15 protein-coding genes are annotated in these 14,125 nt (G+C 53.3%); all 15 read left to right on the forward strand.

What is annotated here, in order from left to right; all coding sequences use genetic code 11:
- A partial coding sequence (locus tag JJU47_RS10610; protein WP_228619129.1) for a UDP-N-acetylglucosamine--N-acetylmuramyl-(pentapeptide) pyrophosphoryl-undecaprenol N-acetylglucosamine transferase occupies window positions 1-517 on the forward strand: 517 nt, incomplete at its 5' end.
- A 12-nt stretch (window positions 518-529) separates the two neighbouring features.
- Complete coding sequence (locus JJU47_RS10615) at window positions 530-1,300, forward strand: cell division protein FtsQ/DivIB (RefSeq protein WP_228619131.1); 771 nt, start codon at window positions 530-532, stop codon at window positions 1,298-1,300.
- A 227-nt stretch (window positions 1,301-1,527) separates the two neighbouring features.
- Window positions 1,528-2,814, forward strand: a complete 1,287-nt coding sequence (ftsA, locus tag JJU47_RS10620) for a cell division protein FtsA (RefSeq protein ID WP_228619133.1) — start codon at window positions 1,528-1,530, stop codon at window positions 2,812-2,814.
- Window positions 2,815-2,858: 44 nt separating this feature from the next.
- Window positions 2,859-4,004, forward strand: a complete 1,146-nt coding sequence (gene ftsZ / locus JJU47_RS10625) for a cell division protein FtsZ (RefSeq protein WP_228619136.1) — start codon at window positions 2,859-2,861, stop codon at window positions 4,002-4,004.
- A 54-nt stretch (window positions 4,005-4,058) separates the two neighbouring features.
- Entirely contained in the window at window positions 4,059-4,823 is a 765-nt protein-coding gene (pgeF, locus tag JJU47_RS10630; RefSeq protein ID WP_228619138.1) for a peptidoglycan editing factor PgeF, read from the forward strand.
- Window positions 4,820-5,473: a YggS family pyridoxal phosphate-dependent enzyme gene (locus tag JJU47_RS10635; RefSeq protein WP_228619141.1), complete on the forward strand. Its 654-nt coding sequence runs from the start codon at window positions 4,820-4,822 to the stop codon at window positions 5,471-5,473. The genes pgeF and JJU47_RS10635 overlap by 4 nt, the downstream gene beginning before the upstream one ends.
- 23 nt (window positions 5,474-5,496) lie before the next feature.
- Window positions 5,497-5,961, forward strand: coding sequence for a cell division protein SepF (locus JJU47_RS10640; protein ID WP_024370033.1), 465 nt, complete (start codon window positions 5,497-5,499; stop codon window positions 5,959-5,961).
- 4 nt (window positions 5,962-5,965) lie between these two features.
- Window positions 5,966-6,238, forward strand: coding sequence for a YggT family protein (locus tag JJU47_RS10645; protein ID WP_024370034.1), 273 nt, complete (start codon window positions 5,966-5,968; stop codon window positions 6,236-6,238).
- Window positions 6,239-7,009, forward strand: coding sequence for a YlmH family RNA-binding protein (locus tag JJU47_RS10650; protein WP_228619143.1), 771 nt, complete (start codon window positions 6,239-6,241; stop codon window positions 7,007-7,009).
- An 18-nt stretch (window positions 7,010-7,027) separates the two neighbouring features.
- On the forward strand, window positions 7,028-7,573 hold the full coding sequence (locus JJU47_RS10655; RefSeq protein WP_214839461.1) for a DivIVA domain-containing protein: 546 nt from the start codon (window positions 7,028-7,030) through the stop codon (window positions 7,571-7,573).
- A gap of 269 nt (window positions 7,574-7,842) precedes the next feature.
- The gene (gene ileS / locus JJU47_RS10660) at window positions 7,843-10,569 is read left to right on the forward strand and encodes an isoleucine--tRNA ligase (RefSeq protein WP_228619146.1); all 2,727 of its coding nucleotides are present in this window, start codon (window positions 7,843-7,845) and stop codon (window positions 10,567-10,569) included.
- Between the two features lie 58 nt (window positions 10,570-10,627).
- Entirely contained in the window at window positions 10,628-11,101 is a 474-nt protein-coding gene (gene lspA / locus JJU47_RS10665; RefSeq protein ID WP_228619150.1) for a signal peptidase II, read from the forward strand.
- A complete protein-coding gene (locus tag JJU47_RS10670) occupies window positions 11,101-12,012 on the forward strand; it encodes an RluA family pseudouridine synthase (RefSeq protein ID WP_228619152.1) in 912 nt (303 codons plus the stop codon). Before lspA ends, JJU47_RS10670 begins: the two co-directional genes overlap by 1 nt.
- A 203-nt stretch (window positions 12,013-12,215) precedes the next feature.
- Window positions 12,216-12,749 (forward strand): bifunctional pyr operon transcriptional regulator/uracil phosphoribosyltransferase PyrR, encoded by a 534-nt coding sequence (pyrR, locus tag JJU47_RS10675; RefSeq protein WP_228619156.1) that lies wholly within the window; start codon window positions 12,216-12,218, stop codon window positions 12,747-12,749.
- Between the two features lie 49 nt (window positions 12,750-12,798).
- Window positions 12,799-14,100, forward strand: coding sequence for a uracil-xanthine permease family protein (locus tag JJU47_RS10680; protein WP_228619159.1), 1,302 nt, complete (start codon window positions 12,799-12,801; stop codon window positions 14,098-14,100).
- Window positions 14,101-14,125 lie beyond the last annotated feature (25 nt).

Raw genomic sequence — 14,125 nt, forward strand, 5'->3', positions numbered from 1 at the left:
TCCGATGATCGTCATCTATGGCGGGAGCCGTGGAGCTGAGGCAATCAACCGGGCCGTACTCGAAGCGATTCCTGAACTGAGTCAACAACCGGTCAACGTCCTCTATGTGACCGGAAACGTGCATTATGAAGCGGTCATCGCCGAAGCGAAGCCGGCAGAAAACGTCCACATCTTACCATACGTTTACGATATGCCTGCCTTGCTCGCCTGTGCGACGCTCGTCGTCTCGCGGGCCGGTGCGTCGACGATCTCTGAGCTCACGGCACTCGGCTTACCGAGCATCTTGATCCCGAGCCCGTACGTGACGGCCGACCACCAGACGAAAAATGCGTCAGCGCTCGTCGAGAGCGGGGCAGCGACATTGATTCGTGAGACGGACTTGTCCGGCGTCACGCTCGTCGAAGCGATTCGTCACGCCTTGGCCGAGCAGGAACAAATGGCAGCGGCATCGAAACGGTTAGGATTCCCGGATGCGGCGGAAGCGCTCGCTGAACTCGTGGAAGAAGTAAGCCGTTAAAGGAGAGGGAACATGGAGACACGCCAGAACACCGTCCGTAGTTTAGAAGACCGCATTCCGTATATGAAAGACCAGCGACGTAAGAAGGCGAACCGTCGCCTGTCCGCCATCTTACTCCTGTTCGCCTTGCTCATTGCGCTCGTCGTCTATATGCAGACGTCGGTGTCTGACGTGAAGGCGGTGAACGTGTCCGGCCTCGACTGGTTGTCCGAGGCGTACGTATTAGACGAGGTCGAACTCGACACGAACTCGAAAATCGTCGAGGTCTCTCCGAAACGATTAGAAGCGACGATCAAGGCGCTTCCCGGTGTGAAAGACGTCGACGTCGATCGGAGCTGGTATAACATCGTCTCGATCGATCTCGAGGAAGAGAAGATGATTGCCTATTCACGGACGGACGAGGAAGAAGTCGTCGTTCTCGCCGACGGCTCGCTCCATCCGACCGGTCAAATCGATGATCCGGAGAAATTGAAGGACGGACCGTTGTTGCGTCAATTCACGGATGTCGCCGACCTTGAGAAAGTGGCGGGCGAACTTGAACAAGTCGACGATGCGATGCGGGCCCGCATGTCGGAAATCGTCTTCTCCAAACAAGACGGTGAGCCGACGCGTTATGAGATCTTTATGAACGATGGCAACACGCTCGTCACACCGACGTTCAAACTTAGCCAAACCGTCTCAAAATACGGTGAAATCTTCGAAAACATCCCGAAAGGACAGCGGGGAACCGTCGTCATGGATGGCGGCTATTATTTCGTTCCGTATGAAAAACCGAAAGAATAATCTGATTTTTTACAGCCCTAATACACGATAGGGCTGTTTTTTTGTCGTTTGTAATCGAATTGACACCCCAAAACCGCTTAATTTGTAGGATTCTACCTTTTCTCACTATCTTATTTGTTGTAAACTTAGACGTGAGATATCTTGCCGGACCTAACAATATTTTTGGATATCTGTAATATTGTAACGGAATGATGAAACAGAAATTTTAGCGCGGAGGTGTTTCCCTGTTGGAAGCGAATGGTTATGTTGCCGCATTAGATATAGGAACGTCAGAAATTAAGCTCGTCGTGGGTGAACTACTCGGGGGAACGCTTAACATTTTGGCGGAGGGGTGCGCCCCGTCTGCAGGAGTAAAACGTGGCGCCGTCGTCGACATTGATAAGACGGTTCAAGCCATCAAACAAGCCGTCGAACATGCCGAAGCGGCACTCGGTGATCAAATTCGGTCGGTATACGTTGCCATTGAAGGGGAACATATCCAAATCGCCCCATGTCACGGAATCGCATCGGTCAAACGCGAAGACCAAGAGATCACGGACGCTGATGTGATCGAAGTCATCAACTCGGCGCAAGTGATGCGTCTCCCGGATGAGATGAGCGTCATCGATGTCATCCCGTCTTCGTTCACGGTCGACCAGCAGACAGGTGTCGTCGATCCACGCGGCATGCTCGGTTATCGGTTAGAGATGCACGGGAAGATGGTGACGGGCTCGAAGACGATCTTACATAGCATCCGCCGTTCGATTGAACGCGCGGGACTGAAGCTCGACGGCTTCGTGCTCGGTAACTTGGCGCTCGGCATGAGCGCGGCATCTGTCGATGAGATCGATCTTGGCATCGGCTTGATTGATATCGGTCACGAGAAGACGACCGTGTCCGTGTTCTATCGCGGCGACCTCGTCTACTCGTACATCCTCCCGGTCGGTGGCGACCATATGACACGTGACTTGGTGTACAAGCTCAATTGTAAATACCAAGATGCGAAAGTCGCGAAGGAAGAATACGGACTCGCCTTAGAAGAAATGGCCGATACGACCGAAGGCTTCTCGTTCACGAACATTAACGGGGAAGTCGCTTACGAGCCGCAAGCAGAAATTAGTTATGTTTTAGAGGCGAGAATAGAGGAAATGTTTACATTGGTGTTGAATAGAGTGCAAAAGGTAGGCGTCCCGACGCTCAGCGGAGGTTATCTCCTCTGTGGCGGAGCCGCTGCCTTGCCTGGCATCCAAGAACTTGCGACGCGAGTCATGGGTCAGAAGACGAGACTTTATCAACCGTCCTCGATTGGTGTCAGACACCCGAAATACGCGACTGCCGTCGGCGTCCTCAAGTATGTGCTTATGAGCGACCATCATGTCTCGAAGCAAAACTTGGAGAAACCGGAGGAGCGTGAGGTCGTTCCGACACCAGATCACACGAATCGTCACCACGATTCTGATGGGGAGCCGGAAGCGACAGACCGCGAATCGAAAAATGGATTCGGGCGATTAATGGAAAAACTATTTGGCGTGTAAGCTGATGCTATTAACAATCGGAAATTACGTAGGGGGATACCTGAATGATGTACTTTGATGAGGCGATTGACGCCGTAGCAAAAATTAAAGTAATTGGAGTCGGTGGCGGCGGTTCAAACGCTGTCAACCGCATGATTGAACACGGAGTACAAGGTGTCGAGTTCATCGCGGTCAACACGGACGCTCAAGCGCTCAACATGTCGAAAGCAGACGTGAAGCTTCAACTTGGCGCGAAATTGACGCGCGGACTCGGAGCCGGCGCAAACCCGGACATCGGGAAAAAAGCAGCTGAAGAGAGCCGCGAACAGTTGATTGAAGCGCTCGACGGCGCTGATATGGTGTTCGTCACAGCCGGTATGGGAGGCGGAACGGGTACAGGAGCTGCCCCGGTCATCGCTGAGATTTCTAAAGAAATCGGAGCGCTCACGGTCGGTGTCGTCACGAAACCGTTCATGTTCGAAGGACGGAAACGGATGCAACACGCACAACACGGCATTCAAGCGTTCAAAGAAAAAGTTGACACGCTCATCGTCATCCCGAACGACAAGTTGCTTGAAATCGTCGAGCGCAACACGCCGATGATCGAAGCGTTCCGTGAAGCGGACAACGTCTTGCGTCAAGGTGTCCAAGGGATCACGGATTTGATCGCCATCCCTGGATTGATCAACCTCGACTTCGCGGACGTGAAGACGATCATGACGGAAAAAGGATCGGCGCTCATGGGTGTCGGTGTCGCCACAGGCGAAAACCGCGCCGTCGAAGCAGCGAAAAAGGCGATTTCATCACCACTTCTCGAGTCTTCAATCGAAGGCGCCAAAGGTGTCTTGATGAACATTACGGGCGGGCTCAGCCTCAGCCTATATGAAGTCACGGAAGCTGCTCAAATCGTTCAAAGTGCCGCGGATGAAGAAGTGAACTTGATTTTCGGTTCGGTCATCAACGAAAACTTGAACGATGAGATCATCGTGACCGTCATCGCAACTGAATTTGCAGAAGATGTGCAAGGGGCGAACCCGTTCCTCCAACAGCCGAAGAAACAACCTGAGGCCGAAGTGAAGAAAGAGGCTCAACCGAAAGCAACCGAATCTGCTCCACAAGATGAAGGGAACTTCCATAGACCGGTCTATGGCGGGGACGTCCCAGACGAGACGATCAACATCCCAGCGTTCGTAAGACAACGCCGTAACTAAAAAATAGGGGGTGCCGGTTCTCGGCACTCCTTTTTTGTAAAAAAGGAGAACGTCATGCGACTGATTCATACATGGGAAACGGAAACGGAACGATATTCGGCTTACGTGACGACCCGGACCGACTGGCACAACGAAGGGAACGTCGGGTTGCACGTCGGAGACGATCAGGCGGCCGTCGTCGATAATCGAAACCGCTTTTTCACCGAGGCCGGTTTGAACTTGGCCGACTCGGTATGGGCGGACCAAGTCCACGGAAAGCGAGTCGCCTTCGTCGATGGGTCAGACCGCGGAAAAGGTGCGTTCGACTACGCCGAAGCGATTCAAGCGACGGACGGTCTCGTCACGACAGCCGAGAACGTCCCGCTCGCCCTCGTCTTCGCCGACTGCGTGCCCTTGTTTTTCTGTGCGAAAGCCCACGGAGTCGTCGGCGTGGCCCACGCAGGGTGGAAAGGGACGGTCGGCAATATCGTCGGCGCGATGGCGGATGCGTTTGCTGAACTCGGTGTCCCGGAACAAGACATCGACATGTTCGTCGGTCCGGCCATCACGTCTGAACATTACGAAGTCGACCGCCGCGTCCTCGATGCGGTGAAACAAGTGTCAGAGACAGCGTATGCGGGCGCCGTCGTCAACGAACGGGAGGACGGCCACGCCGAACTGTCGCTTCAACACGTGAACGAGACGCTCGCCATGGAACGAAATATAGACGTCACACAATCGAACGTATCGACCGTCACGGATCGGACGTATTTCTCGTACCGTAACGGTGATGCCTCACGTCGATTTGCTGCCGTCCTTGTCAAGGAGAAGAAATCGTGAGTATAGCTAATAATGTGAAACAAGTAAGACGGACGATCGCCGAACATCAAGCCGGACAGAATGTGACGCTGATTGCCGTCACGAAATCGGTCGGTCCGGACGTCGCGAACGCGCTCTACGAGGAAGGTGTCCGTGACTTCGGCGAGAACCGTCCGGAAGGGCTGCTCGATAAAGTCGAAGCGTTGCCCGAAGATGCCCGGATTCATTTCATCGGGAGTCTCCAAACGCGAAAAGTACGTCAAGTCATCGAGCACGTCGCAGCGATCCATTCGCTCGATCGGCTCTCACTCGCTGAAGAAATCAACAAGCGAGCTGATCGGGTCATCGACTGCTTCGTTCAAGTGAACGTTTCGGGGGAAGCCTCAAAACATGGGCTTGAAAAAGAGGAAGTCCTTCCGTTCATCGAGAACTGTAAACAGTATCCGCACATCCGGATCATCGGTCTCATGACGATGGCGCCTTTCACAGAAGAGGAGACGGTCATCCGTGACACGTTCCGTGAGCTTCGGACGTTGCGTGACGATATGGTTGCCAAGTCGTTCGAGCACGCCCCGTGCACGGAGTTATCAATGGGCATGTCAAATGACTATGAAATCGCCCTCGAAGAAGGCGCATCGTTTGTTCGTATTGGAACCATACTTGTGCAATAATATATCTTAAGGAGGAATCCGTTATGTCGATCAAAAACAAGATGAAAGATTTCTTCGGTCTCGAAGAAGAACCGAATGCGTATGAAGGCGAAGAGTATGTTGTCGCTGAAACGAAGCAACAACCGGTGACAGAGCAAATCGTCAAATCGGAGGAACGTCCGAAAACGGCGAACAACCTTGTCGCTTTTAACTCGAAGAAAAAAGAGCGCTCGAAAGTCGTGCTCGCCGAACCGCGGGTGTTCGCTGAGGCACAAGACATTAGCGATCAGCTAAAAGAAAATCGTGCGGTCATCGTCAACCTTCAACGTATGTCGAAAGAACAATCTCGCCAAGTCGTGAACTTCTTATCGGGTGTCGTCTATGCACTCGAAGGAACGATGACGTCGATTGGACATAACACGATTCTATGTACTCCGAACAATATCGAATTGACGGGGTCGATCTCGAATTTGATTTCGGAGGACGAACTCAATAGTAAAGGATGGTAAGTGAATGAATAACGTAGTAGAAGCTTTAGGAAATACGATTGTCACGCTTCTCGGCTATTATAGTTGGGTCTTGATCGCCTACATTTTACTGTCATGGTTCCCGAACGCGCGCGAGTCGAAGTTTGGACAAATTTTGTCGTATCTTTGTGAGCCGTTTTTAAATCCGTTTCGTCGGATCATCCCTCCAATCGGCGGGATGCTCGATATCTCCCCAATCGTCGCCTTATTCGTACTTCGAATGGCACAAGCGGGAGTGCGAGCAATTTTCGGTCTGTAAATGAGCGTCTTCGATCACTACCGACCGAGCGAGCGTGCCTTCATCGAGCAAGTGCTCGATTGGGTGCAGCAAGTCGAGGACAACTACTTGTTCAAACTGACAGATTTTTTAGACCCGCGTGAGCAACAAATCGTCAAACAAATCGTCGGGAACCGATTGACGATCCATGAAGACGGTGGCTTTGAAGGTGCGGAGCGGAAACGACTCATTCTCGCGCCTGATTACTATGAACTTGATTCGGATGATTTTGAAATCGCGATCCGTCAAATCGACTATCCGACTAAATTTGTCGACTTGACTCATCGTCAAGTGACGGGCACGCTCCTCAATGCCGGCTTAAAACGGCAAAAGTTTGGGGACGTGGTGTTACATGACGGTGTCGCCCAATTCGCGACGACGCGTGACGCGGCCGGTTTTATCGAGATGAACGTCGATCGTGTCGGGAAGGCACGGATTCGGGTCTCGGACGTGGCGCCGGAAGCCAAACTCGTCGTCCCGGAGACGAAGTGGAGCGACGAGTTCGGAATCGTCTCGTCCCTCCGGTTTGATACGGTCGTGAGTGAAGTGCTCGGCCTCTCGCGTCAAAAAGCGCAAGCGCTCGTCAAACAAGGCGAGTGCAAAGTGAATCATAAGCCGATTGACGATGCGAGTTTTATCCTCGAACCGGACGATTTAGTTTCGATTCGCGGTTATGGCCGGGTGAAGCTAATGGCGGTTCTCGGCTCGACGAAACGGGAGAAAATAAAAATCCAGTATGGCATCATACGTTGAATTTAGGAGGAAAGTCGAATGGCGTTGACACCGATTGATATTCATAACAAAGAGTTCTCGACTCGTTTTCGCGGGTACGATATCGATGAGGTCAATGAATTTCTAGATCAAATCATCAAAGAGTTCGAACTATTGATTCGTGAAAACAGAAGGTATGAAGAACTCGTCAACGATATGCAAGCTCGCATTGACTACTTCTCCTCGATGGAAGATACGTTAAACAAATCGATCATCGTCGCACAAGAGGCGGCCGAAGAAGTGAAGACGAACGCTGCCAAAGAAGCGAGCCTCATCTTGAAACAGGCGGAGCGTGAAGCGCTCGCCCGTGAAGAAGAAGCGGCCCGCAAAGAGCAGCTTGCTGAGCGAGAAGTCGTCCAAATGCTGAAAAAGGTCGAACTGTATCGGACACGTTTCCGTGTGCTCGTCGATGCGCAGATGGAGCTTTTGAACAGCACGGAATGGGACACGATCGTCGGCGAACCACCGGTCCAAACGGTTCTTGACGATACGACCGAACTTACGTATAATGACGACGAAGTCATACCAAACAAACATCACGGATAATACACAATACGTCGATTAGGACACGTCGATAAAGTCATACCTACGAAGCGACTTAGGGAAGGTGCAAGCCTAAGAGAAAGACTTTATTCGGTATCCCCTAGGAGTGTCGTGCTGAACGGAGTAAGCACGACCGCCTGACCTCGTTATCGGTCTCCAAGAGCGGTCTCAAACGTTGTTTGAGATTAGTAGGGTGGTACCGCGAGTCGACGAACTCGTCCCTATTTAGGGGCGGGTTTTTTTGTTGTCAAAAAACTGAAGGAGGAGTTTCAATGAACTACAAAGACACACTATTGATGCCTGAAACAGATTTCGCCATGCGCGGAAACTTGCCGAAACGCGAACCTCAAATGCAAGAAGCATGGGAGCAAATGGACCTATATACGCGCGTCCAAGAAAAGAATGCCGGGAAACCCCAGTATATTTTGCATGACGGACCGCCGTATGCGAACGGCGATATCCATATGGGCCACGCGCTCAATAAAGTATTAAAAGATATCATCGTCCGTTTCAAATCATTGAACGGCTATCAGTCGCCGATGATCCCGGGCTGGGACACGCACGGTCTCCCGATCGAGAACGCGCTTCAAAAAGCCGGCGTCAACCGTAAAGAAATGACGGTTGCCGAGTTCCGTGAGAAATGTGCGGCGTATGCGATGGAACAAGTGAACTCGCAGCGCGAACAGTTCAAACGCCTCGGTCTTTTAGCTGATTTTGAGAATCCATACATCACGTTGCTCCCGGAATACGAAGCGGCTCAAATCCGTTTGTTCGGGACGATGGCTGAAAAAGGTTACATCTATAAAGGGAAGAAACCGGTCTACTGGTCACCGTCTTCTGAATCGGCACTCGCTGAAGCGGAAATCGAGTACTATGACAAGAAGTCGCCGGCAATTTACGTGGCGTTCCAAGTCGCCGACGGGAAAGGCGTGCTCGAGTCGACTGACCACTTCGTCATCTGGACGACGACGCCTTGGACGATTCCAGCCAACCTCGGAATCGCCGTCAGCGATGAACTGACGTACACGCGTATCGAGCATGACGGAAAAGGGTACATCGTCGCCGACAGCCTCGTCGAAGAAGTGACGACAGCGCTCGGGTGGACGGACGTCACAGTGAGCGGGTCGTGGAACGGCCGCGAGTTCGAACATATGACGGCGAAACATCCGCTCTACGACCGGACGTCACTCGTCATGATCGGCGACCACGTCACGGCGGACGCGACAGGTCTCGTTCATACGGCACCGGGTCACGGGGAAGACGATTACCGCGTCGGTCAAGCTTATGGACTCGACGTCTTATGCCCGGTCGATGACCGTGGGTACATGACGGACGAAGCGCCTGGATTTGAAGGTCTCTTCTATGAAGACGCGAACAAGCAAATCGGGATGAAGCTTGAAGAGAACGGTTATCTCCTTAACTTGAAATTCATCAAGCACTCATACCCGCATGACTGGCGCACGAAAAAACCGGTCATCTTCCGGGCGACGCCGCAATGGTTCGCATCGATCAAAGATTTCCGCAGCGACTTGCTCCGCGAAATCGAAGAAGTGAAATGGGTTCCGGAATGGGGCATGACACGTTTGTACAACATGGTCCGTGACCGTGGGGACTGGGTTATCAGCCGTCAACGGGCTTGGGGTGTACCGATCCCAATCTTCTACGCTGAAGACGGGACCGAAATCATCACGAACGAGACGATCGACCACATCGCCAACTTGTTCCGTGAGCATGGCTCGAACGTCTGGTACGAGCGCGAAGCGAAAGACCTGCTCCCAGCAGGGTTCACGCATCCGAACAGCCCGAACGGCGAGTTCCGCAAAGAGCTCGACATCATGGACGTTTGGTTCGATTCAGGATCATCGCACGCAGGCGTGCTTGAAGAGCGGGCCAACCTTCGCCGTCCGGCCGACCTGTATTTAGAAGGCTCAGACCAATATCGCGGTTGGTTCAACTCGTCGCTCTCGACAGCGGTCGCGACGACAGGGAAAGCACCGTACCGCACGGTCTTAAGCCACGGGTTCGTTCTCGACGGCGACGGACGGAAAATGTCGAAGTCGCTTGGCAACACGATTGCGCCGAACGATCTCGTTAAACAGTACGGAGCTGAAATTATCCGTCTGTGGGTGTCATCGGTCGACTATCAGTCAGACGTTCGTGCATCTCATGACAACTTCAAGCAAGTATCGGAAGTGTACCGGAAGATCCGCAACACGCTCCGTTTCTTGCTCGGAAACTTGAACGGGTTCGACCCGTCGATGCGCGTCGCTTTCGACGACATGCCGGAAGCCGATCGCTTCATGGCGACGAAGTTGAAGCAATTGCAGACGAAAGTCGTCAAAGCGTACGACACGTTCGACTTCATGGCCGTCTATCACTTGATCCACAATTTCTGTGTCAACGAATTGTCGTCGTTCTACCTCGACTTCACGAAAGACATCCTCTATATCGAGCGTGAAGATGATGCGCGTCGTCGTGCCGTTCAGACGGTCATGTATGACACGGTCGTCACGCTCACGAAATTGATTGCGCCGATCCTTCCGCACACAGCGGACGAAGTGTGGCAAGAAGTGCCGGCCAAATCGGCCGACAGCGTCTTCTTGTCGGACATTGAAGAAGTCGCTTCGCTTACAGAGGAAGAGACAACGTTGCTCGCGAAATGGTCGAAGTTCCTCACGTTCCGTAACGACGTGTTGAAAGCGATCGAGATCGCCCGCGGCGAGAAGTTGATCGGGAAGCCACTCGAGGCGAAATTGTTCATCGCGCCGAAAGCGGAGACGAAACAGTTGCTCGAGACGATCGACAACGTCCGTCAATTGCTTCAAGTGTCGCAACTCGACTATGTCGAGACAGCCGACGTGGACTACGCCACGGCACAGATCACTGTCGCCAAAGCAGACGGAGCCGCTTGTGCCCGCTGTTGGACGTATTCGACGGAGCTCGGGCAAGACGCTGAGCATCCTGACCTTTGCCCACGCTGTACAGAAGTCATCGCGTAAGCCGGACCGGAGTGGCGAACCCCCACTCCGGTTTCTTATGACGTGAAAGGAGAATTTGATGAAACGTTATTACGGATTGGCCTTGTTTCTCATCTTGCTCGACCAAGTGACGAAGTGGATCGTCGTCCAGACGATGACGATCGGACAATCGATCGAACTCATCCCGGGGTGGTTGTATTTGACGTCGTACCGGAACAAAGGAGCGGCTTGGGGCATGCTCGAAGGACAGATGGTGTTCTTTTTCATCGTCACGGCCATCGTCGTCGTCGGATTGATTTACTTCTTGCATAAAGAAGTGAATGGATTCAGCCTGCTCGGTTATAGCGTCGGTTTGTTGCTCGCCGGTGCGATCGGGAACTTCATCGACCGGCTGTTTCGCGGCGAAGTCGTCGATTTCGTCGACACGTATCCGTTCGGCTACAATTTCCCGATATTCAACGTCGCCGACATGGCGCTCACGTTCGGGGTCATCTTTATGATCATCGGCGTCTTATTTGAAGAAAAATTAAACAAAGAAAGGGGACGATCGTAATGGAAACATTCACATTTGTCGCCGAAGAAAAGGCACGTATCGATAAATGGATGAGTGAGCGGAGCGACTGGTCCCGTTCGCAAATCCAAGACTGGATCAAGGCAGGAAACCTTCTTGTCAACGGTGAAACCGTGAAACCAAACTATAAACTGCAAGTCGGGGACGAAGTCGTCGTGATGGTCCCGGAAGCGGTCGAGCTCGAAGTGTTGCCAGAGGACATTCCGCTCGACATCGTTTATGAGGACGAGGATGTCATCGTCGTCAACAAAGCACGCGGCATGGTCGTTCATCCGGCGGCCGGACATACGTCTGGGACGCTCGTCAACGCATTGCTTTTCCACTGTGATGACTTGTCAGGGATTAACGGCGTCAAGCGTCCGGGCATCGTCCACCGCATCGACAAAGACACGACAGGCCTGCTCATGGTCGCTAAAAACGATTTGGCCCATGAGTCGCTCGCGCGCCAGCTGAAAGACCGCACGATCAAACGCGAGTATACTGCGCTCGTCCACGGTGAGGTCTTCCATGAACTCGGGACGATCGAAGCGCCGATCGGTCGCGATACGAACGACCGTCAACGCATGACAGTGACGGATCGAAACGCGAAAGAAGCGGTGACCCACTTCCGTTTGCTCGAACGTTACAAAGACTTCACACTCGTCGAGTGCAAGCTCGAGACCGGCCGTACGCACCAAATTCGTGTCCATATGCGCTACATCGGCCATCCGCTCGCCGGAGACCCGAAATACGGACCGCGCCGAACGATCGAGTTGAACGGTCAAGCGCTCCATGCGGCGACGCTCGGCTTCCATCATCCACGCACGGATGAATGGCTCGAATTCGTTGCGCCGCTCCCGGCTGACTTCGAGGCGGAACTCGCGAAATTGGACAAAATCGAGAAAACGCGTTGACAATCAACCTATTCCGATTTATAGTCTAGAAAGCATAACACCTTTAAACCCAGTCCAGAGAGGCTGTGAAAGGGAACATGGCCGCGGCCATGACACGTCGATTATTTGAGGCAGGAGTCTGCCCTCACATATGAAGACTTCCTTTCCAGCCGGATGAGGAAGTCTTCTTTTTTTATATATACGTTCAGAGAGGAGGAATACGTTTGAAACACTCTACCATACTAGACGAGGCCGCCATCCGGCGAGCGTTGACACGAATCGCCCACGAGATCATCGAGCGCAACAAAGGGACGGACAACGTCGTCCTCGTCGGCATTAAGACGCGCGGTGAGACGCTCGCCGACCGGCTCGCCCGCCGCATCGAAGAAATCGAAGGGAAGCCGATCGCGCTCGGGAACTTGGACATCACGCTGTATCGGGACGACTTGTCTAAAAAGTCACTCGATCCGGAAGTGAAAGCGACCGAACTCCCGCATGACATTAACGGCAAGACGGTCGTGTTGATCGACGACGTGTTGTACACGGGACGGACGGTGCGTGCCGCAATGGACGCACTCGTCGACCACGGACGACCGGATTACATTCAGCTTGCCGTCTTGATTGACCGCGGGCACCGGGAGTTACCGATCCGCCCAGACTTTGTCGGAAAAAATGTTCCGACCTCGAAATCCGAACAAGTTGTCGTCAGGCTCAGTGAAGTCGATGCGACAGACGAAGTATTTATCAAACAGCAGTAACACCAAAACCTTTAAGGTGGTCCAGAGAGGCCAGGAAGGAGAACCACATATGAAACCAATCCTCAACATCCACGAGCGTCCTGCTCACTTGCCACAATGGCTGCTCTTCAGCCTTCAACACGTCTTCGCCATGTTCGGAGCGACGATTTTAGTCCCGATTTTGACAGGACTGAACACATCTGTCGCCCTCGTCGCTTCCGGAGTGGCCACGCTCTCATTCCTAGCCATCACCCGCTTCAAAGTCCCGACGTACCTCGGGTCAAGCTTCGCCTATATCGCGCCGATCATCGCGGTCAGCCAACAATGGGGCGTCGAAGCCGCACTGTTCGGCGGCATCATCGCCGGCTCCGTTTACGGTGTCGTCTCGCTCATCATCTATAAAACGGGTGTGAGCTGGCTCCTGCGTCTCTTGCCACCGGTCGTCGTCGGACCGGTCATCATGGTCATTGGCCTGTCACTCGCGCCGGTCGCCATCGACATGTCGATGAATCAAGACGGGGCGTACAACGGCACGTTCATCACGATCGCCTTGCTCACGCTCGGGATCACGATGGTAGCGATGACGAAATTAAAAGGGGTGTGGGGCGCCGTCCCGATCCTCTTCGGAATCGTCGGAGGCTATGCGATTGCCGCCATGTTCGGAATCATCGACTACTCGGCCATCGGGCAAGCGAGCTTGTTCCAACTTCCTGATTTCACGATGGTGTTCGTCGACTACATGCCGATGTGGCAAGTCGGGGCGCTCCTCGCCATCGTCCCGGTCGCTCTCGTCACGATGACAGAGCATATCGGCGACCAAATGGTCACGTCGAAAATCATCGGACGCGAAACGATGAAAGACCCCGGCCTGCACCGTACGCTTCTCGGCGACGGCGTCGGGAAAGCAGTCGCTTCGGCACTCGGTGGTCCGCCATGTACGACGTACGGTGAAAACAACGGCGTCATGGCGATCACGAAAGTGTACAGTGTCTACGTGATTGCCGGTGCGGCACTCATGGCCATCAGCTTCGGCTTCCTCGGACACGTCGAAGCGTTCATCTCGACAATCCCGAACCCGGTCAAAGGCGGCATCTCGATCTTGTTGTTCGGTGTCATCGCCTCGAACGGCTTACGGACGATGGTCGAAAGCAAAGTCGACCTCGCCGAGAAACGTAATTTGATCATTGCCTCGGTCATCCTCGTCGTCGGACTAGGCGGCGCGATGGTCCAGCTCGGCAGCTTCCCGGTCCAAGGGATGGCGCTCGCGACAATCGTCGGTATCCTCTTGAACGCCTTCTTGCCAAAAGAAGAGACGGATGCGGAAGCGGAAGAGCAACCAATTGAAGAAACTCGACAAGCAAGTAACTTTTAATTCGATCCCGTGAGGTCGGCAAAGT

The organism is Exiguobacterium sp., assembly GCF_020832205.1.
Taxonomy (GTDB): Bacteria; Bacillota; Bacilli; order Exiguobacteriales; family Exiguobacteriaceae; genus Exiguobacterium.